Origin of the sequence: Sphingobacterium sp. UBA5670 (assembly GCF_002420705.1) — a bacterium.
Classification (GTDB): domain Bacteria; phylum Bacteroidota; class Bacteroidia; order Sphingobacteriales; family Sphingobacteriaceae; genus Sphingobacterium.
Genome location: NZ_DIIM01000005.1, coordinates 389,441 through 414,306 on the forward strand (window position 1 = coordinate 389,441; position 24,866 = coordinate 414,306).

The 24,866-nt window shown below is 40.5% G+C and carries 17 protein-coding genes; 12 read left to right on the plus strand and 5 right to left on the minus strand.

Features of this window, described 5'->3' with window-relative positions; genetic code table 11:
- Positions 1–83: 83 nt before the first annotated feature.
- Positions 84–572 (minus strand): META domain-containing protein, encoded by a 489-nt coding sequence (locus B3C94_RS07130; protein ID WP_293901141.1) that lies wholly within the window; start codon positions 570–572, stop codon positions 84–86.
- A gap of 653 nt (positions 573–1,225) precedes the next feature.
- On the opposite strand from B3C94_RS07130, the gene B3C94_RS07135 reads away from it, so the two are divergent.
- From B3C94_RS07135 to B3C94_RS07160, 6 genes are all read left to right on the plus strand, one after another.
- A complete protein-coding gene (locus B3C94_RS07135) occupies positions 1,226–3,109 on the plus strand; it encodes an alpha-L-fucosidase (protein ID WP_293901144.1) in 1,884 nt (627 codons plus the stop codon).
- On the plus strand, positions 3,099–5,438 hold the full coding sequence (locus tag B3C94_RS07140; protein WP_293901147.1) for a glycoside hydrolase family 95 protein: 2,340 nt from the start codon (positions 3,099–3,101) through the stop codon (positions 5,436–5,438). Before B3C94_RS07135 ends, B3C94_RS07140 begins: the two co-directional genes overlap by 11 nt.
- Positions 5,425–6,627, plus strand: coding sequence for a DUF4369 domain-containing protein (locus tag B3C94_RS07145; protein WP_293901150.1), 1,203 nt, complete (start codon positions 5,425–5,427; stop codon positions 6,625–6,627). The genes B3C94_RS07140 and B3C94_RS07145 overlap by 14 nt, the downstream gene beginning before the upstream one ends.
- 66 nt (positions 6,628–6,693) lie before the next feature.
- On the plus strand, positions 6,694–7,554 hold the full coding sequence (locus tag B3C94_RS07150) for a helix-turn-helix domain-containing protein (RefSeq protein ID WP_293901153.1): 861 nt from the start codon (positions 6,694–6,696) through the stop codon (positions 7,552–7,554).
- A 196-nt stretch (positions 7,555–7,750) separates the two neighbouring features.
- Entirely contained in the window at positions 7,751–9,469 is a 1,719-nt protein-coding gene (locus B3C94_RS07155) for a M64 family metallopeptidase (protein ID WP_293901156.1), read from the plus strand.
- Positions 9,470–9,545: 76 nt separating this feature from the next.
- On the plus strand, positions 9,546–10,985 hold the full coding sequence (locus B3C94_RS07160; protein WP_293901159.1) for a hypothetical protein: 1,440 nt from the start codon (positions 9,546–9,548) through the stop codon (positions 10,983–10,985).
- A 99-nt stretch (positions 10,986–11,084) separates the two neighbouring features.
- Here B3C94_RS07160 and B3C94_RS07165 read toward each other — a convergent pair whose 3' ends face one another.
- From B3C94_RS07165 to B3C94_RS07180, 4 genes are all read right to left on the minus strand, one after another.
- The gene (locus B3C94_RS07165; RefSeq protein ID WP_293901162.1) at positions 11,085–12,554 is read right to left on the minus strand and encodes a glycine--tRNA ligase; all 1,470 of its coding nucleotides are present in this window, start codon (positions 12,552–12,554) and stop codon (positions 11,085–11,087) included.
- Positions 12,555–12,617: 63 nt separating this feature from the next.
- On the minus strand, positions 12,618–13,079 hold the full coding sequence (gene bcp, locus B3C94_RS07170) for a thioredoxin-dependent thiol peroxidase (RefSeq protein WP_293901165.1): 462 nt from the start codon (positions 13,077–13,079) through the stop codon (positions 12,618–12,620).
- 74 nt (positions 13,080–13,153) lie between these two features.
- Positions 13,154–14,878: a M23 family metallopeptidase gene (locus B3C94_RS07175; protein WP_293901168.1), complete on the minus strand. Its 1,725-nt coding sequence runs from the start codon at positions 14,876–14,878 to the stop codon at positions 13,154–13,156.
- A gap of 12 nt (positions 14,879–14,890) precedes the next feature.
- Complete coding sequence (locus B3C94_RS07180; RefSeq protein ID WP_293901171.1) at positions 14,891–15,502, minus strand: fumarylacetoacetate hydrolase family protein; 612 nt, start codon at positions 15,500–15,502, stop codon at positions 14,891–14,893.
- A 482-nt stretch (positions 15,503–15,984) separates the two neighbouring features.
- Here B3C94_RS07180 and B3C94_RS07185 point away from each other — a divergent pair, with 482 nt between their 5' ends.
- From B3C94_RS07185 to B3C94_RS07210, 6 genes are all read left to right on the plus strand, one after another.
- A complete protein-coding gene (locus tag B3C94_RS07185) occupies positions 15,985–16,620 on the plus strand; it encodes a DUF6266 family protein (RefSeq protein WP_293901174.1) in 636 nt (211 codons plus the stop codon).
- A gap of 36 nt (positions 16,621–16,656) precedes the next feature.
- Entirely contained in the window at positions 16,657–17,316 is a 660-nt protein-coding gene (locus tag B3C94_RS07190; protein WP_293901177.1) for an HAD family hydrolase, read from the plus strand.
- A gap of 87 nt (positions 17,317–17,403) precedes the next feature.
- Positions 17,404–17,892 carry a gluconate 2-dehydrogenase subunit 3 family protein gene (locus B3C94_RS07195; RefSeq protein ID WP_293901180.1) on the plus strand — a complete coding sequence of 163 codons (489 nt, stop codon included), beginning with the start codon at positions 17,404–17,406 and terminating at the stop codon, positions 17,890–17,892.
- A gap of 7 nt (positions 17,893–17,899) precedes the next feature.
- Positions 17,900–19,615 carry a GMC oxidoreductase gene (locus B3C94_RS07200; RefSeq protein ID WP_293901183.1) on the plus strand — a complete coding sequence of 572 codons (1,716 nt, stop codon included), beginning with the start codon at positions 17,900–17,902 and terminating at the stop codon, positions 19,613–19,615.
- 395 nt (positions 19,616–20,010) lie between these two features.
- A complete protein-coding gene (locus B3C94_RS07205; RefSeq protein ID WP_293901186.1) occupies positions 20,011–23,157 on the plus strand; it encodes a SusC/RagA family TonB-linked outer membrane protein in 3,147 nt (1,048 codons plus the stop codon).
- An 18-nt stretch (positions 23,158–23,175) separates the two neighbouring features.
- Positions 23,176–24,741: a RagB/SusD family nutrient uptake outer membrane protein gene (locus B3C94_RS07210; protein ID WP_293901189.1), complete on the plus strand. Its 1,566-nt coding sequence runs from the start codon at positions 23,176–23,178 to the stop codon at positions 24,739–24,741.
- The last annotated feature ends 125 nt before the right edge of the window (positions 24,742–24,866 follow it).

Below are 24,866 nucleotides of genomic sequence, written 5' to 3' on the forward strand. Positions count from 1 at the left end.
GGCTGATTAATACAAATAGATCGATTTTCATGAAACAAAAAAAACCGGTATATGTACCGGCCTTTCTTTATCGTTAGATTAACTTATTTTTTAACGAACTGCATCACAACGATGTCACCGGAGATGAACGTTAACTCGTTATCTCGCACATCGAAGCTTGTTGTAGACTTTAAACCATTCATAAATTCGTTGTAAGCGGCATTTTCACAGTGCATCATCGTTGAAACCAATTTGTCTCCAATTTTGATCGAATTGCCTTTTTCGCTTTCGTAAGTTCCACCAATACCATTACAACCGTTGTTGCCATCTACTTTGTGCTCTTTGCTGTTGAAAGTCAAGGTTGGGATTTTGTCCTTAAATAAATCCTTAAATTGTTTTCCTGCAGTTTCTGCTGTGGTCAGGGATTTAAGTTCCCAAGTGCCTTCCAATGATGCATTGTCCACTGTGCTCGGTTTTTGAACGGTAGTAGCCGTGTCGCCCGTACCTGTTGCCTCAGCTTTTTTTCCAGTTGTGTTACATGCGATTGTTGAAAACGCCAATGCAACAGCTAAAATCATTAAATTTCCTCTCATAATAATTTTTAATAACATAAAACCTTCATTATTTCGTCAGCATCAACAACCGGGAAAGTAACCTGAAGGTTCTTTCTGGCCGATAACCGCGCGTAGTGAGCTCGTTGATGCCTTAATGAAAAATACGAATCAATAAAGTTAGACACTTTCAGAAAAACATATCTTTTTCTGTCCTATATTTATAATTATCATGCCAATCCTAAGTATAGCCCAATCGAACACCTGCGCGCATGCCGTTAACTACTTTATCCTCTATTAATAATGAATTGGTAATTTTTGTTTGGCTATAAAGCGAAGAATCTGATCTTTCAAGAAATTATAGCAGAAAATGTAGATTTTAAGACACAGTATAACTCGCCAATCGACCGAATGATTGCTTTTCTTTAGCATTAAAAAATGAATAGTAGCTAAAAAACGGTTATGACTGTACAGGATAGGCTAAATTCTTGTCAAAAAATAGCACAATGAATAAATAAGCTTACTTATTTTAAACAATCGATTGATCTGATCTAAAAATACGATTTGGTGGTAGAATATAGTATAACTAAACTGAGCTTCGGCTACTAAAGTACGCAAATGTTACATACAGCATTTTATAAAACTTCTTATCTTAGAACTTTACAACCTAATTTTCTAGAACATAAATAAAGACTATGTTGACAATCTTGTTATCCTCCATTTTACTTTCCAGCGGGCCTGTAGCCAAATCAGATACTTTAAAAGCTTATGGGGCTTTGCCGACCGAGCGTCAATTAAAGTGGCAGGAGATGGAAACGTATTGTTTGATCCATTATACGCCGACAACTTTCCAAAATAAGGAATGGGGTTATGGTGATGCACAGCCCTCTTTGTTTAACCCTTCGGCGTTTGATGCAAATCAGATTGCGAAAGCCGCCGCCGCTGGTGGTTTCAGAGGTTTAATAAGCGTCGCAAAACACCATGATGGATTTTGTTTATGGCCGACCAAGACAACCTCTTACAGTATCGCTTCGTCACCCTGGGAAAATGGAAAGGGAGATATGGTCAAAGATTTTATGCAAGCGACCCATCGCAATGGGATGAAATTTGGTGTATATCTTTCTGCTTGGGATCGTCACGATGAGCGTTACGGTACGCCGGCTTATGCTGAAGCCTACAGGCAGCAACTGACCGAATTGATGAGCAACTATGGTCCTTTGTTTACGTCTTGGCATGATGGCGCAAATGGTGGTGATGGCTTTTACGGTGGACATGAAGGAAAACGTATTATAGACCGTACAACCTATTATGAATGGCACGAGAAAACATGGCCAATCGTGCGTAAACTACAGCCTGAAGCGGTGATTTTTTCAGATATCGGTCCGGATATGCGTTGGGTGGGCAACGAAAAAGGATTTGCAGCTGAAACATCATGGGCAACATTTACCCCGATCGGTTTAAATGGAAAAGTTGCTGTACCCGGAGCCACAGAGTCCCACAATGCCGAAACAGGTGACCGAAATGGTAAATATTGGATACCTGCTGAATGTGATGTGCCACAGCGTCCAGGATGGTTTTACCATGAGGAGCAAAATAGCCGTGTAAAGACACCAGATCAGCTCTTTGAAATTTATCTAAAATCTGTCGGTAGAGGAGCTTGTATGAATCTAGGCTTGGCACCGATGCCTTCAGGTACTTTGCATGAAAACGATGTGAAATCGTTGGAGGCCTTTGGAAAAAAAGTAAAGGAAACTTTCCGTACAAACCTGGCTAAGGGAGCAACTATTACAGCATCCAATACGCGTAATGGCGATTCCAAAACCTATGGTACCTCGCTTATTACCGACAACGACCGTTACAGCTATTGGGCAACAGACGATTCCAAAACATCGGCTACACTAGAAATAAAATTAAAGTCCCCAGCTAAGTTCGACCTTATTCAATTGAGGGAGAATATTAAATTAGGACAGCGGATTGATAGTGTCTCCATTGAACGTTGGGAAAATAACAGCTGGAAGCCTTTGGCCAAAGCAACAAGTATCGGTGCAAACCGCCTTATTAAACTTGCACAACCTCAAACTGCAAGTCGATTACGTCTGCATGTCTATGCCCCTGTAGCGATTACGCTCAGCGATTTTGGTTTGTTTAAGGAATATAACGAGCCTTTTGCATTCAATACCAAAGAAGTGAAAAAGCTGACTGGATTTAAGATTTCGACAGGAAGATCCAATAATAATGTTTATTTATCCGATGGGAAACCAGCTACTTTTGCTACCGTAGGCGATCAGGGAGTAATTATTGTCGCTACCGACAAACCTGTTTCTGGTATCGGCTTCCTTCCTCGTCAGGATGGAAAGACGGTAGGTACGCCAACACATTATAAGATTTCAACAAGTGCCGACGGCAAAACATGGTCCCTTGCCAAAGAAGGAGAGTTCTCCAATATTAAGGCAAATCCAATATTGCAACAGGTATTTTTTGATACAGCAAATACCACCAAGTTTATCAAATTCGAACCAAAACAATTTATTGATGGCAATGAATTAGCGATTGCAGAATTTGAATTGTATGGTAAATAGATTTCTAATATTCATTGTGGTGTGCCTCTGTCATACCACAATGCTTTTTGCCCAGCAAAACTCGCTTTTACTTTGGTACAATAAACCCGCTAAAGTCTGGGAAGAAACGTTGCCACTGGGTAATGGACTTATCGGGATGATGCCAGATGGAAATCCCCGTCAGGAAAAAATTGTACTCAACGAGATCAGTATGTGGTCCGGTAGTCCCGAAGATCCCAATAATTATGAGGCCTATAAAAATGTTGAAGCAATTCAGGCGCTGCTTAAGGCAGGTAAAAATGATGAAGCCGAAAAGCTGGTCAATGAAACTTTTGTGACCAAAGGCAAGGGGTCTGGTTTTGGTAACGGAGCATCTGTTCCCTATGGCTGTTATCAGCTGTTCGGTGACCTTTTACTGGATTATAAATTGCCTGTTGGAACGATCGAAGATTATAGACGTTCCTTGGACCTGGCTACAGCTTCTGCACAGACCTCATTCAGGATCAATGGACAGCAAATCCAACGCCGCTATTATACTTCTTTTGACAAAAATGTAGGTGTTATCCAATTGAACCAAAATAAGGATGCCTTGCAAACGCTTGATTTATCGTTCCAGCGAAAAGAAAATATTGACCGTTATACACTCTTAAATGATGGAATTCTGATAGAAGGATCATTGGCTGATGGAAAAGGTGGCAAAAACCTCAAGTTCGTTGGATTAATTCAAGTTAAAGGCAAGAATTTGCAGATCAGTAAGAAAGATCAAACCCTAGAAGTGTCTGCAAAAGGCGATCTTTCGATCTATTTTTCAGCCAGTACTTCTTATTATGGAAAGGATCCATTGCCGGTGGTGAAAGCTGCAGTTGCTGCAGCAAAAACCGCTGATGAGCAGAAAGTATATCGGAACCATCTCGCTGCATACCAAAAGATCTTCAATCGCGTAAATCTTAATCTATTTGGCAATGTGGCAAAGGCCGCTATTCCGACTAATGAAAGAATTGCCAATTTCTACAAAGATCCGGCGCAAGATCCAGGTTTGGCAGCGATCTATTACCAGTATGGAAGATATTTGAATATTTCAAGTTCAGCGCCGAAAAATGCAAATTCGCTCCCTCCAAACCTACAGGGATTATGGGCTAATCAGATCAATACACCTTGGAATGGGGACTATCATCTCAATATCAATGCACAGATGAACCATTGGGGGGTAGAGGTCAACAATCTGAGCGAATATCACCAACCTTTTATCGAAATGATAAAGCGGATTGCAAAGACAGGCGAACAGACCGCAAAAGCATACTATAATGCACCGGGTTGGGTGGTCTATATGATGACCAATGTCTGGGGCTATTCTGCTCCGGGCGAGCAAGCTTCCTGGGGAGCGAGCACAGCATCAGGATGGCTATGTAACCATCTGTGGGAGCATTACCTGTTTACTGGCGATAGAAATTACCTCAAAGAGATTTATCCGATATTGAAAGGAGCAGCAGAGTTCTACGATCATACACTCGTTCAGGATCCTAAAACGGGATGGTTGGTCACTTCGCCATCCGTATCGCCGGAAAATGCTTTCCGAATGCCTAATGGAAAAGTTGCTGCGGTTGTGATGGGACCTACCATTGATAACCAGATCGTGCGAGAGTTATACCAAGCGCTGATCCAAGCCGATTCGATCCTGGCGGCGAAAGATAGTTTTGTTGGTTCCTTGAAAACCAAATTAAAGAACATTCCTCCCCCTGTGGTTGTTAGCTCATCCGGGCGCGTGATGGAATGGCTCGAAGACTATCAGGAGGTTGAACCAAAACACCGACATGTCTCGCATCTATATGGTCTATATCCCGCAGCATTTATCTCACCACAAACGACACCTGAATGGGCTGAGGCTGCACGTAAGACTTTAGCTGTACGTGGCGATGAAGGTACCGGCTGGTCGAGAGCCTGGAAAATTTTGTTTTGGGCGAGATTACAGGATGGTGATCATGCACTCGAAATTCTAAGGCAGTTGCTTAAACCCGCTTTTACCAATGAAACAACTTATCAGGGAGTCGGGGCAGGTACCTACCCTAATTTGTTCTGTGCTCATCCACCTTTTCAGATCGACGGAAACTTTGGCGGAGCAGCAGGTATTGCCGAAATGTTGATCCAGAGCCATAATGGTTATATCCATCTATTGCCAGCTTTGCCTAAAGCCTGGTCAAAAGGAGAGGTTAAAGGGCTCAAGACCCGTGGAAACTATACGGTAGACATGGCATGGGAAAATGGTAAGGTCTCTGCATTGCAGATTAAAGGTAAAAAGGGAAAGATCCGCATATTTGAAAATGGAAAATACAGGGATTATGAAGTTCGTTAACTATTTGTGCTTGATCTCCGTACTAGCTTTGGGGACAACAAGCTGTTCCCAAAAGGCAGAATCAGCAAAGACAGCCGCCTTGTTGAAGAGTTTCAGCTATAAGGTAAGCGGAAAAACCACCGCCAAGGATGGAACTCAGGTGAGCCTTGTGGACCACGACAATAAATTGCAGCAATTTGTAAAAACACAGGTCGCCAACGGGCAATTTGTTCTGGAAGGCGAATTGGCTATGGCCGGATTTTATGATATCCAGATAAAGGGAATGGAACCCTACACTTTAGTTATCGAAGGCGGCAGTGACTACGATCTGAAAGAAGAGCATGGAAAATTTACGTTGACAACATCCTCTCAGAATGCCAAGGATTTTGTGGAGTTTAATGCGAACTACCAACAGCGGGAACAGGAGGAAAAAAATAAAACGGCAAATAAAAGCCAACGGGTAAGACAGCTGGAGAGTCAATTACCTTCTATGGCTGCAAGAAAGGATGGTTCCTATGAAAAAGCAGTGGATGAAATACAACGCTTAAGCGGCAATGCCGCATTTAATCCACGCACGCTCTATGCCGATTTTATTCTTGATAGTACCCATCGATCATCCTTGGTATTACCTTATTTTTTTAAATACATCTCCCTGGATCAAACGAATTATAAAAAATTCGATGCTGCATTACAGGGGTTTGATACAGATTTACAAAAACATCCCTATTTCAAGTTCGCTCGCGAGAAAGTCGATAAGGTGAAAGATTTTTATGAAAATATGCCTGTATTTCCTTCGATTACACCAATGAATGTACAAAGGGATACCTTAGATCTGAAGGATATTTCAAAAGCTAAAATGCTTATTGCCGCATTTTGGAAAGCATCGAATACCAATAGTAAGGCTGATATGAGAATGTTACGGACAAAGGAATCCCAACTGAATGCTTTAGGGGTACGTGTGATCTACTTTTCGCTGGATAAGGATCTGGACAAATGGACGAAAACAAGTAAAGATCTTGCATTAGGAAAACAGAGTTACTTTTTGAACTATAACGATCAGGCAGCAATTGAAAACAGTTTCGGAATAGACCGTACGCCAAGCTATCTCTGGATAGACCCACAGACATTACAGATTTTATCTTTGAGTGGTGAAGATCCGGCTATGCCACAGTTTTTAGGGAAGGTAAAGGAATTTCTTGCTAAAAATTAACGTTTATTGTCTTAAAAAAACCTTATATTTGAATTAACTGTTTAATATTTGTTAGTTCAATACGTGATGAAAGTTGTTCAATTTACAGTTCCGGTTGTTTACCAAGGATCTATTTGTGTGCAGGAAGATATTCTGCCTTCATTCTATAGTAATTACCACCGGCACAAGGAAATCCAGCTGACCTATATTTTGAAAGGTCGGGGAACCTTTATGATTGGCAACTTTACACACAGTTTTGAAGAGGACGAGATCTACATCGTTGATGCGGACGAACCGCATATGTTCAAAACAGGAGAGGATATAAAGGATGGTATTCATGCCATCCATATTTTTTTCGACTATGAACATTTTAAATCCTTTTTGGATTTCCCTGAGTTTGATGATGTCAAATATTTCTTGGAGCACATCAATGTCAGTAAGAAATTGGATGCGGAGCACTCTGTCGCTTTAAAAGAAAAATTCGTACAGATCAATGCAAGTGCTGGTATCGATCGCCTGCTATCGTTGGTGAAACTGATTAATTTTTTAAGTAAAAAAGTAGATCAGTGGACTTCATTATACACCGGTATTCCACAGAAGAAATTCTCTGATGCCGAAGGATTGCGGATCAACGAAATATTTCAATATACTTTTCAACATTTTGGAGACAAGATTTCCCTAGAGGATATTGCTGCGGTAGCGCATATGACGCCACATGCATTTTGTAAGTATTTTAAGAAACATACCCGAAAAACTTATGTTACCTTTCTTAATGAAATCCGCATTGAACGCGCCTGTAAAATGTTGATTGACGAATCTTCAGAAAGTGTTTCTAATATCGCTTTTAAAACAGGGTTTAACAATGTTGTCAACTTTAATCGGGTGTTCAAAAAAATAACTAAACTTTCGCCCAGTGAATATGTGCATGAACATCGCATGCGTGACTAAGATGTTTGATGGAATAATCTACATGGTAATTCCAGGCTATTTCGGAAGCCTCATCAGGTTGATTTTTGATAGGTATATCCCACGGAGGTCATAATCGAATGGCTTTGTTGACAATATCGGAGAAAGACTCGTCAATAAAATTTAAAGATGGCAGATGTTAAAGTGTTATTTTTGAACCTTAACGATGACCAATCCGATGAATAAAAATCTATTTTTTGTACTTATAGCCTTAATTGTATCGCTGGTGCAAGCCCAGGCTCAAAGTTCTCTCTTTAAGATCGATACACTGCAATACCAGGGGACGGATAAGCATATTGTCAATCTGGTCATTTTGGGAGATGGTTACACCAAAACACAATTGGATGATTATGCCGCGGATGCTAAGCAGTTTACCAACTATTTTTTCTCGATCGAACCCTTCAAACAATACAGCAGTTTTTTTAATGTGTTTGCTATTCGGACGATTTCCGAAGAATCTGGTGCGGTGCACGACTGCAAAGCAGGTGATTGTGTACATGGGGAAACCGATTTGAGTGAATATCCGCCACGTTACAACAAATTTACACGCGACCATGCTGTTCCAGTCGCTCACCCGAATACGATCTTTGGAAGCAGCTTTGACAATGGAGGTCTACACCGTTTGGTTGTACCTCAGAAAAATGATCGTATTGAAGAGATCCTGAAAACGAATATCCCCAATTATACTCAGGTCGTTGTGTTGGTTAATTCCCCATTTTATGGTGGTTCAGGAGGGAAGTGGGCGACTTCCACGGTTAATTTTAAGAGCAACGATATCGCAGTACATGAAATTGGACATTCCTTTGCGCAGTTGGCCGACGAATATTGGGCTGGAAATCAATATGCTATTGAGTCTGCAAACCGCTCACAGTCAGCAGATGCAGATCATGTACCCTGGAAATACTGGCTTGGAAAAGACGGAGTCGGTATTTACTCGTATGGGGGGAAAGGTTCACCTTCCAACTGGTTTAGACCTCATGAATATTGTAAAATGCAATATTTAGTTGCTCCATTTTGTCCTGTTTGTCAAGAACAATTTGTGGCTTCGATCAAGAAAAAGTCAAGTCCATTTATTCAGGTGAAGCCTGGATTAGACCAGACACTTACTTTGGATAGTGTTCAGAAGTTTTCGCTAAGACTCGCAAAACCTTCCCCGAACACCTTAAAATTGTCCTGGTTGTTGAACGGTGAAACCATTGCGACAGACATTGATTCCATTTATCTCGATCCGGGAATGCTAGGTGTTGGTGCAAATACACTAAAGGTGATGATTCAAGATACGACAAATTTATTGCGTAATCCATCCTATGTCAATCATCGGGATTCGGTTGTGTGGACTTTTAATCAGGTCAAATCGATTGATTTGGCGAAACCATCAACCACATGGGGTGATACATTAGAGACTTGCTACGGCGGAGCTCAGGTGGTTAGCATAAAGCATCCCGTTGCCGGACTTGAATATCGCTGGTATGATGCCGCTACTGGATTTTGGGAAGAGACTGGCGGTAATATTTTTCTACAAGATATTGTAGAGTCAAAAGTGTACCTCGTCCGTGGGATTTGGGATGGCCGGGTCTCCGAAAAAGCAAAAGTTCACATCAACACATTGCATAAAATCGAAAAGCCAAAGAATATTCAGGTCAAAATCGACAAGAAGAAAAATACGGTAAAATTGAGGGTAAAGGATAAAGTCGATGTACGTTATAACTACATCTGGTTGAATGAAGATGGCAGTCCGATCTATGAATGGGATGAATTTAATGGCGAGTATGTGCGTCCTACGGGAGCAAATAACGTGCTTACTATAAAATTAGCCACTTCTTCGAGAAAGGTATACGTCCAAAAAGTCGACAAAGAGACCACCTGCAAAAGTGAAAAAACAATTGTAACTTTTTAGTTGCGCTATTGTAATGAAATGATTTATAAGTTAATTTTAATCTGCCGGTTAATTAACTTATAAATCATTTATATTTATGAAGAAAAAATCCAAGTCGACTTGGTGTATTTTTTCATGTGTATTCATCCTGGTTTTAGCCGCAATGCCTTCGTGCAAAAAACACGCAAAACTTCCCGATGAAAACGATGAAACAATTCATGCGGTAAAATTCAAAATCAAGGATTTTGAAGCGATTGTTACTCCCCTAAAAAAACAATCATCCACGGCAAAACGAGGCGCTCTAACTGGCGCTACTGCAGAAGATCAACTGCTGTATCACTGGACTTTTGACAACAGCAACGCTATTCCCGAAGTTGCACTCGATGACGCTGTTGTGATCGACTATGACAATGGAAAGACGAACTATGATTTTCTGGGCGGTTGGCCCTCTTCGGGAAAAGCCATTAGCTTTAAAGGAGTGAAAGAAATCATGGTCAAAATCCCGACAACAGGTATTCACTCGCTGGGAGACTGGGCCTTTGATGGCAATAGTTCGAGTACAGGGCCAAGGGCACTGCTCTTGAGTTATTCTCTGGATAAGGGAAATAGTTTTTCCTTGCTTTCAGACACGATTAAGTATCCTTCGGGGCTGTCGCTTTCAGCTAAAGTCCCCGTAAGCGCATCGTTGGGAAATATTCCTCTTGGCAATAGCAAGGAACTTTGGTTAAAAATTTCATTATTTGCGGGTAGCAGGGATGGGGGAGTAGGTTACAGTCCAACGACAGGCACGTTTAAGATGGATAATCTGATGATTTACGGACAAGTCAACCCGGCCGCTTTGCCTAGCAAGTTTTATTATCATGTATTCGATGCGAAATCGAAGGCGATGGTTAAATCTGGAGTACTTAATTCGCAGGAAACTTTTGATGTCGAGTTACCAAATGGAACCTATTACCTGAGTCTGATTGCTAAAAATTCGACACTACCGCTGATCATGGCAGAGAACGTGGATTTTGAACGTTTTTATGCTACGAATGCTTTTTTTGAACATTCTGCAGAGTTATTTGCTGGTCGGGACACTTTTGAAGTGAAGGGTTCGATAGAGCGGGATCTCAACTTAAACCGGATTTACAGCGAAGTTAAGTTGAGCTTTACCGACAGTGAAGATCTAAGTGTGATAGACAGTATTCAGGTGAAGCAGCTTCACCCTGCATTTCATTATTATCCTTTTATGACGCATAGTAACGATCAGGTTGATGAAAGTGTGCTGACTGTTGTTCCTCATTTTACAGCAGCCGATCAAAGCTTTACTTTTAATCAATTTATGGGCTATTATCTTAACAATACCGCTATTAAATATCAGTTTCGTGTTTTTAAAGAAGGTCAGCTTCTACGTACATTTGAATTGGGAAGCGAGATTCGAAATAATGTTCAAATACTGTTTAAGGGAAAATTGTTAGAGACTATCAATGGGAATCTGGGGTTTCAGGTCGTGAAGAACGAAGATTGGGACGATCATATTTTGATCGAATATTAGCATAGTTATTGTATTTAATATCTAGCTACCCTACATCTATTCCCACAAAAAAGGTGTCCAGCAATTGCAATGGACACCTTTTCTATGGTAGCGGATTGGCTATATCAATTTTTTTAGCAAGGTATTCCAACCTGCTAGGTCATTCAATATTTTTTCAAGATCGGCTATGGCTACACGTTCTTGTGCCATCGTATCGCGGTGACGGATGGTAACAGTATTGTCTTCCAATGAGTCGTAATCAACAGTGATACAAATTGGTGTTCCAATTGCATCCTGACGGCGGTAACGTTTCCCGATCGCATCTTTTTCGTCATATTGAACGTTGTAGTCCAATTTCAGTGTATTTAAGATTTCACGTGCTTTTTCTGGCAAGCCATCTTTTTTGGTCAATGGTAAAATTGCGGCTTTTACCGGTGCCAATGCTGGTGGGAATTTTAATACAACACGAGAATCTTGTTTTTCTGCTGTAGACAGATCTTCCGTTACCAGGGAGTTGCACAATACAGTCAAGAAAAGACGGTCCAATCCGATTGAAGTTTCAATCACATACGGAATGTAGTTTTGATTGATTTCAGGATCAAAATATTGCATTTTCTTTTTAGAAAATTCCTGATGTTGTTTCAAGTCAAAATCCGTACGCGAGTGGATACCTTCAACTTCTTTGAATCCGAATGGGAAGTTGAATTCAATATCAACTGCAGCATTTGCATAATGCGCTAATTTATCGTGGTCGTGGTAACGGTAGTTGGATGGGTCAAAACCTAATGCTAGATGCCATTTTAAACGCGTTTCTTTCCATTTATTATACCATTCTAATTCCGTACCCGGGCGGCAGAAAAATTGCATTTCCATTTGCTCGAATTCACGCATCCGCATGATAAACTGACGTGCGATCACTTCATTACGGAAAGCTTTACCAATTTGGGCGATACCAAAAGGAATTTTCATACGTCCTGTCTTTTGAACGTTCAGGAAGTTGACGAAAATACCTTGTGCAGTTTCAGGGCGAAGATAAACTTGATCTGCTCCATCGGCCATAGCACCCATCTGAGTTGCAAACATCAAATTAAATTGACGTACTTCAGTCCAATTTTTGGTACCTGAAACCGGACATACGATATTATATTCTTCAATGATGGTTTTTAGTCCAGCTAAATCGTCTGCATTCAATGCGGTATTCAAAGCGTCTAATAATGCAGCAGCTTCAGCTGACTTGCCATCTGCCTCATAACGTGCAATCTTATCTTCGATCAATTGATCAGCACGGTAACGTTTTTTTGAATCCTTATTGTCGATCATCGGATCGTTGAATCCATCAACGTGACCAGAGGCTTTCCATGTCGTAGGGTGCATGAAAATTGCGGCATCAATACCAACAATGTTTTCGTGCAATTGCACCATGGATTTCCACCAATACGTCTTTAGGTTGTTTTTTAATTCCGAACCTAATTGACCATAATCGTAGACGGCACTTAATCCGTCATATATTTCGCTCGATTGAAATACAAAACCGTATTCCTTCGCGTGTGATACTACACTTTTGAAAAAGTCGTCTGTCTGTTTGCTCATAAGTGGCAAATATAGATATTAGTTTTAGATTTTAGATATAAGATTCGTGATAAGAGGTATTCTTTAAATGCCTAAATCACGGATCTGCTGGGAAGCATTTTTGTTGTCTACTTTTTTGATGATATGCTGGATAATGCCATCTGCATCAATCACAAAAGTAGTACGTGCTGTGCCCATATACTTTTTGCCATACATGTTCTTCTCAACCCATACACCATAGGCCTCAACAAGGCTCTTGTCTTCATCCACAAGCAACTGAAAAGGGAGCTCATGTTTACTGATGAATTTTTGGTGGGATGCCTCTCCGTCCACACTTACGCCGATGATTTCAAAACCATCTTTTTTCAAAGACTGATAATTGTCCCTGAAATTGCAAGCTTCTGTCGTGCATCCAGGAGTATTGTCTTTTGGATAAAAGTATAGAATAACTTTTTTCCCTTTAAAATCGGAAAGATGGACTGTTTCACCATGTTGATTTTTTGCACTGAAATCCGGTGCTTTCTGTCCTATTTCTAGTGTTGCCATATTACGTAGTATTTAGCCTATTAAGATACGATTAATCTGCTGAAACCGCTGATTTATTACCCAAAATCAAGCGGCTATCTCACAAAAGAGGCTTCGTATGTTTTTATATTTCCTTTGTTGTCTTTTACTTCGAGTTTAAACTCATGCTTTCCACTGCTTAAATCCGTTTCAAAGTCGTGCCAGATATGTCGCGTTTTGGGGTCATATTTCATCAATGTCCATTTCCCGTCGATATAGGCATCAAAAGTATCTATTCCAGAGAGATTATCGCTAATGGTAAAGTCGATCGATCGCTGTGCCCCAACATTCTTTCCATCGACCAGGTTGCGTGCCACAATGTTTGGAGCGATGGTATCCACAGCAACATAAAAGCCGCCAAATTCGCGAACATTGGCGACTACCCAACCATTCTCGTATTTGCCACCCTGTGCCCCACCATCGGAAGAAACAATCAAAGCCTTGCCATAAAGATTTTCAGACAGGGTATAGTCCGGTTTGATCATGAGTTTGTAGTATCCGAAGACCGGTGTATAAACATTGTGAATATAGTGCATCGCCGAGTAGCCCCTTGCTGGTTTTGCTCCTTGCGAATAATTGAAGTAAAGGTCGTCGTACAATATATTTTTGCCCATGTAAACACGGGCATTCTCTGCTTCATATTTGTTCTCTTCTGCATAGTGGAACATTTTGAGACCCGTAGCACTCCTTCGGCCGATCGAAAATGAAGGATTGTTCTGTACCTTAAAACTCAGCTCGCTCGTATTCCCTTGGACATCCTTGACAACATACTTTACCTCGTGTACCTCATTGTCTTGCAATTCGATTTTCCCCAGGTTGTCTAGATGTTTATAGATGTTGATGGGATTGTTGGGATCTTTGAAACTTTTTTGAACGCGTACACCAGATTTTTTTAAGTAAGGGTAGTCGACGTACGATTGGATAGCCCGTGTCTGATCGAAAGGAATGGATTCAAACAGGACGGTACTGATGTTTTTGTTGTCCAAAAAGAGTTCAATGGAATAGACTCCATAGGTAAATGAAATGCCACTGCGTTTGTCTACGGTGTTAATCCCCAGTCCAAAAGTGCCATTAACCGGTATCGGAGCAGTGCTTGCTAAGCTGTAGGTGCCATTGCCAACAGATTTGATGGTTTGGTGCCTGCGAGGCGTATTTTCATCAAATAATTCGGAGCCCAAGTCATAGATTGTCATGCCGCGGATGATGGGTCTGACGCCGTCCGGAAAGAGCAAGCCAAACAATTGTGGGTTGAGTGGTAGCTGTGCCTTGGTATCGCGGATTTCAAAATGCAGGTGTGGACCCGCAGAGCCGCCGGTATTACCTGAATTAGCGATAAATTCACCTTTTTTTACTAAGACCTGATTTGGCTTGAGAAGTACGTCCACATCAAAACGTTTCTGTTTGTATTGCTCGTCCTTGATAATTTTGGCTAGGTCTGCATTGAAGCTTTCCAAATGCATGTATACAGATGTGTAGCCATTTGGATGATCGATATATACATAATTGCCCCCGCCGCCTATTTGTACCCGAACACGTGATACAAATCCTTCCGCTGCTGCATGCACCGGTATATTGATGCGTTGTTGGGTTCGGTAATCGTCCCCACCATGAAAATGTGTAGCCCGCAACTCGCCGAATGATCCTGAGGCTTGCGGAGCAATATCCATCGGACGTACAAAATAGTTCTGCGGATAATTGCGGCTTTTAATAATATCTTGTCCCTGGCTTAAGCTTATCATGCAGGCCAACAGGGCGAATAATGCCGTTGTTTTTTTCATCATGCTATTTCCCTACTATTTGATTTTACAGCTAAACATCTTCTGTTCGCCAATGAAACCTTCTAATAAATCGCCGATAGCTACAGAACCAACACCGACTGGAGTACCTGTGTAAATCAAGTCCCCTTTGCGGAGTGTAATAAATTTGGAGGTATACACAATCAGATCTTCGTAGGAGAAAATCATATCCTTAGTATTTCCTTGTTGTACCGTTTGTCCATTTTGTTGCAGGGAGAAATCAATCGAATTCACGTCTGCTAGTTCCTCCTTTGGAATCAAGTTGCTGATTACTGCCGAATGGTCAAATGCTTTTGCCAATTCCCAGGGAAGGCTTTTTGCTTTTAATTCTTGCTGTACATCCCTTGCGGTGAAATCAATTCCCAAACCGACGGCATCGAAGTAAGTTGATGCAAATTTTGGTGTCACATGTTTCCCTTCTTTACAGATCCGGAGGACGACTTCGGTTTCAAACTGAATATTTTTAGAGAATTCGGGATAATAGAAATCTTTGTTATCCTTTAATACTGCAGTATCGGGTTTTAAAAATATAATGGGATTCTCTGGGACTGGATTATTGAGCTCTTTCGCGTGGTCGATGTAATTGCGACCGATTGCAATTATTTTCATGATATAAATTTTTAAGGCAATGAAGCTTTCAGATTTCTTGCGAACTCATGAGCTCGGTTTTCATCGCGTGTACGTTTGAGGCGGTATTAGAAAGTACTATATGCTATTTGAGAATTACCTACACTTGGTCGGAATGCGCTATGCTAACGAACGTAATGGCTATCTTCTAAAAGCTTGTCGTGCATTCATACTCGGTATACATTAGTTTTCGTTTACCACAACAAACTTAATAAATGTCCAAAGCTTATCCAAAAATGAAGGAAAACAACTGCTTTTATACATACTATCAAATTGCCTATTTAAATAGGGTTTACTTAGGGTTAGTTTAGGGTTTAGTTAGGGTTTGTTTAGGTAAAATCTAATAAAACCCTAACCAAAATCTAACTTAGTTCTAATTTATAGCTAAACTAATGGAAACATTAATACCTATTATTTGTTAAGGGGTAGAATAGATTATTGAATTAAAATAAAAAGCATAAAAAATGGGAATATTAGAAGATGGTCCAAATGGTGGTTTTCGAGGGAAAGTAGGTTCAGTATATGGCTATAATCTCAATGGAAAATGTGTTATACGCGGTGCGCGTAAAAAGAGTACGAAGCCACCAACCCCGGCCCAATTGGCGCATCGCGAGAAAATAAAACTGAGTAGCGTTTTCTGCCGATGGATAAAGCCTATTGTTAACTTTGGGTATCAATTTGAAGAAACTAAAAACTCAGGGCGAGGGAAATTTCAGCTTGCACAGCAGCGTGTTTTCAAAAATGCGATTGATGTGGATGCTACAAATAAACCATTTATTAATTTGGAAAAAGTGCAGGTGTTTGTTGGGGAGCTTATGTCGCCAGAAGGTGTTCAGGCCCGTTGGGAAGAAGGTCTGCTGAAATTATCCTGGATACCGAATCCAAAATACAAGGATAGCTTGTTTAAGTTAAATCTGGCCTTGGTCAGTCTGGATAGGGAGGTGGATCTCCGGATGGCAATTGCGGATGCAGCGGAGGGGGAATGTGCGGTAAATATCCCGGTCTTTGAACGTGGAAAGTTTGATTATCACGTATACATCGGTTTTTGGGATACCTATCATGGTGCATTTTCAAATTCGGCCTATTGTGGCGTCATTTAATAGGATTTTTCAGCGTACTTGTGTATCTTTAACACTATGAATAAAATACAGGCAGTATTGTTTGATCTGGACGGTACGTTAATTGATTCGGAATATTTCTATTTCAAAAATTGGGCCCCTATATTAAAACAGGAATTTGACTTATTGATCAGTTACGAAGATTGGATTCGGGATTTTGCAGGACATACCTTGGCACATAATGTCAAGCGTCTTACCGAGGACTATGGCTACGACGTGACGGAAGAACATATGTGGAAGCGCACACGTGCAGCTTATGCTGATTCTAACATGAGCGATATTGAATTGATGCCTGGATCGCGAGAGATTTTGGCTTTTTTAAAAGCAAAAAATATCCGTATCGGACTTGTAACGTCGAGTTATCGAAGTACAGTAGATACAGTTTTGGGCAAGCATGAGCTCCTGGATTATTTTGAGTTTTTTGTCACGCGAGAGTGTGTGGAATTGCCAAAACCCAATCCGGAGCCTTATCGATTGGCATTGACGAATCTGAATCTACCAGCTGACTGCTGTGTGGCTATCGAGGACACTATTACTGGTAGTAAATCAGCTTTGGGCGCAGGTATGCAGTTGATTGCAGTTACGAAACAGGAAGTAGAACGCGCTAGACTAACAGCTGTTGATAACATTGTGGAAAACTTATCTGAGGCAAAAGCCCTGTTGACGCAGTGGATTTGAGGGTTGTAAAATAATTTAATCGTTTTAGCATTTGTATTTTTATTCGGATATATGTAATATTACCGAATTGTTAAGGGAACTCTGATTATGAACCGTAGAACCGCAATAAAGCAATTTTTCATTATAGCTGGGGGATTGACCATTTTGTCGTCTTGTCTGAATGATGGAGGTGCATCGATTGTATTGAATAAGCTGAAGATCTCGGCTGAAGATGAACAATTTTTGGGCGATCTGGCCAACATCCTGATTCCGAAATCGGATACACCGGGAGGAAAGGATCTGAACTTGCATCTTTTCGTTATCAAAATGGTCGATGATTGTGAGTCGCCAGAGAATCAGGCTAAATTTGTCGCTGGTTTCAACAAGTTGAGAAAACAGCTGAATTTAACAAATAGTAAAGAGACGGAGGCCGCATTGGCTGGATTGAAAGACCAAACCGACGAGAAAGCTTTTTTTGAGATTTTCAAATCGCGTGCGATTCAGGGTTATATGAACTCAGAATATGTGATGAAGAATAAGGTGATTTATAAACTTATTCCAGGTCCGTACAATGGTGCGGTAAAAGTAAAGGCATAAATAGCAGATGGCGAATCTAAATATTGACAGTGAAAAAAACAGAACCTACGACGCGATCGTGATCGGTTCGGGAATTAGTGGCGGTTGGTCCGCAAAAGAGTTGTGCGAGAAAGGTTTGAAAACATTGGTTTTGGAACGTGGACGCGATGTACAGCATATCAAGGATTACCCAACCACTAATATGATGCCTTGGGAGTTTGAACATCGGAACGAAATGCCTTTCAAAGTGAAGGAGGAAAATCCGATTGTCAGCAAATGTTATGCATTTCACGAAGATGCAGCGCATTTTTTTGTGAAGGATAAGGAGCACCCTTATATTCAGGAAAAACCTTTCGACTGGATCAGAGGATATCAGGTTGGCGGTAAGTCACTGTTGTGGGCGAGACAGACGCAACGTTGGTCCGACTTTGATTTCGAAGGACCGGCAAGAGATGGTTTTGCCGTTGATTGGCCGATACGTTATGCTGATTTGGCCCCTTGGTACGCCTACGTGGAGAAATTTGCCGGTATTGCCGGAAACCATGATGGCCTTCCTGAATTGCCGGATGGCGAGTTTCTGCCTGGGTACCCCTTAAATATTGTCGAGAAGTATTTTAAAGAAAGCGTCCAAAAGAAATTTCCGGAGCGCAAAGTGATTTCAGCACGCTGTGCACATTTATCCAAACCAAATCAGATTCATATCGAACAAGGACGTGTACAATGCCAGAATCGAGTACTCTGTCAGCGAGGATGTCCTTTTGGTGGATATTTTAGTTCGAATGCAACGACAATTCCTTGGGCAGCCAAGACCGGAAATATGACCTTACGTCCATTTTCAGTTGTCCATTCAATCTTATATGATGAGCAAAAAGGGAAAGCAGTCGGTGTACGTGTGATTGACACAAATACAAAAGAGGAAATTGATTTCTATGCCAAGCTGATTTTTGTCAATGCAGCGGCAATCAATACCAATTTGATTTTATTGAATTCTAAATCCAACCGTTTTCCAAATGGTTTGGGCAATGACAGTGGCGTATTAGGGAAATATGTAGCCTTCCATAACTATAGTGCCCGCATTTATGCGGAATACGAAGGACTGATGGATTTTACATCCGAAGGGCGAAATCCGGCAGGAGGAGGATATATTCCACGCTTCAGAAATTTGCATAAGCAGGAAACGGACTTTTTAAGAGGTTATGCAGCCGGCTTTGGTGCTTCGCGTAGCAAAGAGTCCGATCGTTCGGGACTGGGGCTGGATCTGAAGAATAACTTGTTGAATCCTAAATTGGGCGTTTGGCAGGTTGGATCTCATATGATGGGTGAAACAATACCAAAAGAATCAGGGATGGTTTCATTGGACAGCAGCAAAAAAGATGACTGGGGGATTCCTTTGTTAAAAATCGCTGTCGATTATGATGAGAATGATGAAAAAATGAAAAAAGATTACATTTCCGTTATGACGGAGATGTTTACCGATGCAGGTTTTACAAATATTCGTCCAGATACACACTGGCAGGCTCCAGGTCTGGATATCCATGAAATGGGTGGCGCACGGATGGGCCACGATCCAAAGACTTCGGTATTGAATAAATGGAACCAGATGCATGCGGTGAAAAACGTTTTTGTCACCGATGGTGCAAGTATGACCTCGACATCAACACAAAATCCTTCATTGACCTATATGGCATTTTCGGCACGATCAGTCGATTATGCGATCAGCGAGATGAAAAAAGGAAATATCTAAGAATGCCGGGGAATGGTTTTGAAAAAAAATCTTTCCCCGGTAAAATTAAAGTGCTATCTTTCCAAAGAATAGAGCGTTAAAACCAAGAAATAATAACCAAAAAGGAAAGATAAAAAGAAAAAAAACCAAGATAGGGAAACCAAAAAATTTTACAAGAAAAGCAAAAGCGATTTAGCTCATTATACTATAAGTTCGGTGTAGAAATATCTCATAGGTATTCTAAACTCGCTGTTTTCTCTTTTATGTTAAATGAAAGATTAAGGCAGAGGTGGAGTACGACAAATTTTAAATGAGCCGGTCGCTAAATAAATATCAATTAAGGGAAACTAAATTAAACTAAACGTTTTATGCATCTTTTTTGCTAAAACGTTTTTATAAACCAAATCACTATTAATATGAGCAAAGTTGACGTAAAATCATTTGCGCAGCTTGGGAAAAAAACAAAGTTATTTTTCTCATTGGCTGTCATTGCTGGTACTTTCCAACAAGTCAATGCCGCAGTCGGAACTTCAGTCAATTACGAAGCCAAATCCTTCGTAAAAGAAGTAAACCGCTTGCAGCAACAAGTTAAAGGAAAAGTATTGGATGCTGCTGGAAAACCAATTTCAGGAGTTAACATCGCTGTGAAAGGAACTTCAAAAGGTACACAATCGGATGCCTTGGGTAATTTCACGTTGGATGCTAAATCGGGGGATGTATTGGTAATTTCATCCATTGGCTACAAGGCTAAAGAAGTCACTGTTTCCGGTTCAACGGTTTCCGTACAGTTGGACGATGACCAGAGCCAGTTGGACGAAGTTGTTGTTGTCGGTTATGGTACTATGCGTAAATCGGATGTAACCGGTTCTATTGCGATGGTCAAAGGAGCTGACATGATCAAAGATCAGAACTTTAGTCCCTTGGATAACTTGAGAGGAAAAGCTTCGGGGGTTAACATCTTTTCTAACTCGAGCCAACCTGGAGCCTATGCAAACCGTGTGGTCATTCGAGGTGTTTCTACGATCAATTCTTCTTCCAACCCTTTATATGTTGTTGATGGGGTGGTCATGGAAGACTTTCAGTTGGCAAATGCCAATGATATTGAGAATATCGAGGTGTTGAAAGATGCATCTTCGGCAGCAATTTATGGTGCACGTGGTGCAAATGGGGTTATCTTAGTAACAACAAAACGCGGAAACAAAGATGGAAGCCGTTCGATTAGTTATCAAGGATCTGCTGGCGTAAGTTCGCCACAACGGTATATGGATGTACTAAATGCCCAGGAGTGGGTAGATGCCTTTATGATCGGCTTGGAAAATGAAAATAAATATCAGGGAAAGTCTTGGTCTTTAGATAAAAAGACCTGGTTTAATGATCCAAACTATTTTGATGCAAGCGGAAATCCTTTGTACGATACAAATTGGCAAAAAGAGGCTACTCGAACAGCAATTTCACACAACCATCAACTGAATGTACAACAGGGAGATGAAAAATCATCTGTTGGTGCATTTTTGAATTACACCGATCAACAAGGGATTGTAAATGATACGTATAGTAAGCGTGTTAATGGAAAATTGGCTTATGATGCTAAACCGACTTCTTGGTTATCTACCGCTGTAAATTTAACTGTCAATCATACCTGGGGCCGTTATACACCGGAAGATGGTGGTGGACAGGATGCAAGAAGAACAATGATCGAAATGTTACCATGGTATCCCGTCTATGATAAAAACGGCAAATACACAGAGTCATCGTCGTCTACAATAGCCGAGACATTGGGTTTTGAAGGGATGTCTAATCCAGTTGCGATCTTAGATCTTCAAAAACGCATGCGTTATAATACGCAGATTTTTGGAAATGCAGCATTAACTTTCCATTTGGCCGACGGTTTGGATCTCAAGACACAATTTGGTGTCGACAACCATCAAAAAACCTATAAAGGTTATTCATCCATTTTACTCAATAATATTTCCAAACCGAATGGTTGGGCTGAGCGAAATCATACCAATACTTTTTATTGGCAAGAAGAAACTTATCTGACATATAATAAACAATTTGACAAACATCGGATTAATGCCATGGCGGGTCTTTCTTGGCAGGAAAGAACATATGACTATGATAATTCACGAACGGAAGGTTTCTTTGATGATTTTTACGAATACAACAACATGGGGATAGGCATTACGCCTTCTACTCCGGGTTCTTCCTGGAATAAATGGGCCATGAATTCTTATTTCTTGCGTGCCGCCTATTCCTATGATGATCGTTATTCGGCAACAATAACCAGTCGTTATGATGGTTCCTCCAAATTTGGTAAAAATAATAAATATGCGTTCTTCCCTTCGTTAGGTTTGGCATGGAATGTTTCCAATGAGGAATTCTTGAAAGGCAATCAGACAATCAGTAACTTAAAGGTCCATTCGAGCTTTGGTTTGACGGGTAACTCTGAAATTGATCCATATAAATCTTTAGCGATTGTGGATGCAGGAACAATATTGTTGAACAATTCTAGAGCACCATATTCCTTTGTCAATACAATTTCGAATCCAGATCTAAAATGGGAAAAAACAGCGCAATTTGATTTTGGAGTAGAATTAGGATTATTACAAAACCGATTAAATTTTGACGTTTCCTATTACCACAAAAAAACAACAGATCTTTTGTTAGATGCACCACTGCCTACGGCATCGGGTTTCAGTACGGTAATGAAAAATATCGGAGCTGTAAAGAACCAAGGTTTGGATGTGATGGTTACAGGAACAATTGTAAACAATGAAAACTTCAATTGGAAATCGTCACTTAATATGAACTATAATAAAAATGAGGTCTTGCAATTGGGTGAAAACAATGCAGATATCTTGTTGAATAGTTGGGTAGGCGGAGCCAACAGTGTGATTCGTGTCGGCGAAAATCTAAACAGTTTTTATGGTTATAGAAGGCTTGGTGTCTATACACAGGCAGATGTCGATGCGGGTAATGCGACATTGAGCCAAATCGGTCGTGCGAAACGTACAACCGAAAAAGAAATCATCGGAAAAGGTCTGCCAGATTGGACAGGTAGTTTTATCAACAATTTGCGTTATAAAAATTTCGATTTTACTTTAGATCTACAGTTTGTTAAAGGTGTTGATGTGATGCAGCAATTCTTCCATTCGACATACGATCGTTTTGGAATTACAAATGGTCTGAAGGAAATTTTAACTGATGCATATAATGGATCTAACCCAAATACCATGCAGCAAGCAATTTATTTGACAAATGGTGGGCATGCCGGACAAGATACAAACGTAGATGATGCTTGGGTAGCAGATGGATCTTATCTTCGTGTGAACTTAATTCAATTCGGATATACTTTTAATGCTGATGCATTAAAAAGCATCGGATTATCCAAATTAAGAATTTATGCGAATGCGAATAATCCATTTTTATTCACATCAAAAGATTTCAAGGGCTATGATCCTGAAAGTACATCTCAAGGAACTAGTCAATTTGGACAAAATATGACCTTCTTTGCCTATCCAAGAGCGAAAACTTTCTCATTAGGCGTAAATGTTACATTTTAATCCTTAGAACTTATCAAAATGAAAAATAAATTATTTCTGTTGTTATTGGCTGGAATGGCATTGACAACATCTTGTAATAAATTTTTGGAGGAAGAACCCAAATCTAACTTATCTTTAGAAAGCTACTATAAAACGGAAGGACAGGCTGAGGCAACTGTAAATTCATTGTATCGTCGAGGAGCACCTCAGCGTTATGCATTGGCGCCGAGTGCTTATGTGGGACCTACAGCTTCGATCAATACCATGTTGACGGGCTACTTTACGAATAGCTATGAAGGACAAGAACGTATTTGTTTGTTCTCACGAGAGTTGACCCGTCAGCAAAACACCAATTTGATCTCCTCTACAATGAATACAATTTGGGATGAAAGCTACAAAGCGATCAATATTGCCAATGCTGGTTTGAAATACATACCTCAAATTAGTTTCACCAATGATTCAAAAAAGAATAGTTTAGTCGGAGAAGCAAAATTCTTTAGAGCTTATAACTATTTTTATTTGGTGAAGACCTTCGGTGCAATTCCACTTCCAACGACGCCAAACGAAACACTGGCAGACGATCTTTATCTGGAGCGGACAGATCCCGCCAAAGTATACGCGTTGATCGAATCGGATTTAAAAGAAGCTGTAGCTGCTTTGCCAGCAACCAAGTTTGCAACAAATGGACATCGTGTTACAAAATATGTAGCAGCCATGACATTGGCAGATGTATATTTACAGCAGGGAAAATATGCTGATGCAGCGGCAGCAGCAAAGATTGTGGTTGAATCTACTCACAATATGACTGCAAATGGTGATTTACAAATGAATAGTGCCTACAATCAACTTCGGAAAACAGATGATTTGGATGAGGTAATCTATGCACAAGAGTATGATGCAACAGTTAATAATAGTGGATGGTGGACTACCTATGGATTTAACTCGTCTGCGGTATCTGTATTTGGAACTTATTCAATATTTGAACGTGTATTTGGACCTACTAAGCAATTCTTGAATGTTTATGATAAAAAAGATTTGCGTATCCAGCCTAATCAATTTTTTCATTGGTCTTATACAAATACCGTGAATGGTAAGAAGTGGACTTCTGAGGATGCTGGTATCTGGTATTATGTGGATGAACAGGCTTTGTTGACAACAGGAAGAGGTACCAAAGACTGGAATTTTTACCGTTATCCGGAGGCGTTGTTAACCGCAGCTGAAGGGCTGGCTAAATCGACAGGTGTGAGTGCCGAAGCAGCAGGCTATTTGGCTAGAGTAAAAGCACGTGCGAACACGGAAGGAAAGTCAGTTGCTGCTTATACGACTGAATTGCAAACCTTGTCAGCAGACAATTTCGTGAAAGAATGCTGGAAAGAACGTCTACGTGAGTTTCCGTTAGAGTTTAAGATGTGGGATGATATTGTAAGAACTAAAATGTTCCCTGTGATTTCCACAACAGAAGCGGGAAAAGTGGACTTTGTTCCATTGATCGGAGCTAAAAATGCATCTGGTGCGACATTCAAAGAAACAGATTTACTGTGGCCAATATCTCCTGATGAAATTCAGCGGAACAAAAAATTGACGCAGAACGCAGGCTATCAATAGCTATAACTAATATAAGATAAAGGGTATTCAATTTGCCCTTTATCTTATCAATGTATAAAAATTAGCGCTTTTGAATATTCATAAGTTCTTTTTTATGAAATATGGCTTGACGTTAAATGAATTTT

Excerpts from the sequence above, each read along its gene's own strand:
- B3C94_RS07130 (WP_293901141.1), bottom strand. The coding sequence starts at position 572 with ATGAGAGGAAATTTAATGATTTTAGCTGTTGCATTGGCGTTTTCAACA.
- B3C94_RS07135 (WP_293901144.1), top strand. The coding sequence starts at position 1,226 with ATGTTGACAATCTTGTTATCCTCCATTTTACTTTCCAGCGGGCCTGTA.
- B3C94_RS07140 (WP_293901147.1), top strand. The coding sequence starts at position 3,099 with ATGGTAAATAGATTTCTAATATTCATTGTGGTGTGCCTCTGTCATACC.
- B3C94_RS07145 (WP_293901150.1), top strand. The coding sequence starts at position 5,425 with ATGAAGTTCGTTAACTATTTGTGCTTGATCTCCGTACTAGCTTTGGGG.
- B3C94_RS07150 (WP_293901153.1), top strand. The coding sequence starts at position 6,694 with ATGAAAGTTGTTCAATTTACAGTTCCGGTTGTTTACCAAGGATCTATT.
- B3C94_RS07155 (WP_293901156.1), top strand. The coding sequence starts at position 7,751 with ATGAATAAAAATCTATTTTTTGTACTTATAGCCTTAATTGTATCGCTG.
- B3C94_RS07160 (WP_293901159.1), top strand. The coding sequence starts at position 9,546 with ATGAAGAAAAAATCCAAGTCGACTTGGTGTATTTTTTCATGTGTATTC.
- B3C94_RS07165 (WP_293901162.1), bottom strand. The coding sequence starts at position 12,554 with ATGAGCAAACAGACAGACGACTTTTTCAAAAGTGTAGTATCACACGCG.
- bcp (WP_293901165.1), bottom strand. The coding sequence starts at position 13,079 with ATGGCAACACTAGAAATAGGACAGAAAGCACCGGATTTCAGTGCAAAA.
- B3C94_RS07175 (WP_293901168.1), bottom strand. The coding sequence starts at position 14,878 with ATGATGAAAAAAACAACGGCATTATTCGCCCTGTTGGCCTGCATGATA.
- B3C94_RS07180 (WP_293901171.1), bottom strand. The coding sequence starts at position 15,502 with ATGAAAATAATTGCAATCGGTCGCAATTACATCGACCACGCGAAAGAG.
- B3C94_RS07185 (WP_293901174.1), top strand. The coding sequence starts at position 15,985 with ATGGGAATATTAGAAGATGGTCCAAATGGTGGTTTTCGAGGGAAAGTA.
- B3C94_RS07190 (WP_293901177.1), top strand. The coding sequence starts at position 16,657 with ATGAATAAAATACAGGCAGTATTGTTTGATCTGGACGGTACGTTAATT.
- B3C94_RS07195 (WP_293901180.1), top strand. The coding sequence starts at position 17,404 with ATGAACCGTAGAACCGCAATAAAGCAATTTTTCATTATAGCTGGGGGA.
- B3C94_RS07200 (WP_293901183.1), top strand. The coding sequence starts at position 17,900 with ATGGCGAATCTAAATATTGACAGTGAAAAAAACAGAACCTACGACGCG.
- B3C94_RS07205 (WP_293901186.1), top strand. The coding sequence starts at position 20,011 with ATGAGCAAAGTTGACGTAAAATCATTTGCGCAGCTTGGGAAAAAAACA.
- B3C94_RS07210 (WP_293901189.1), top strand. The coding sequence starts at position 23,176 with ATGAAAAATAAATTATTTCTGTTGTTATTGGCTGGAATGGCATTGACA.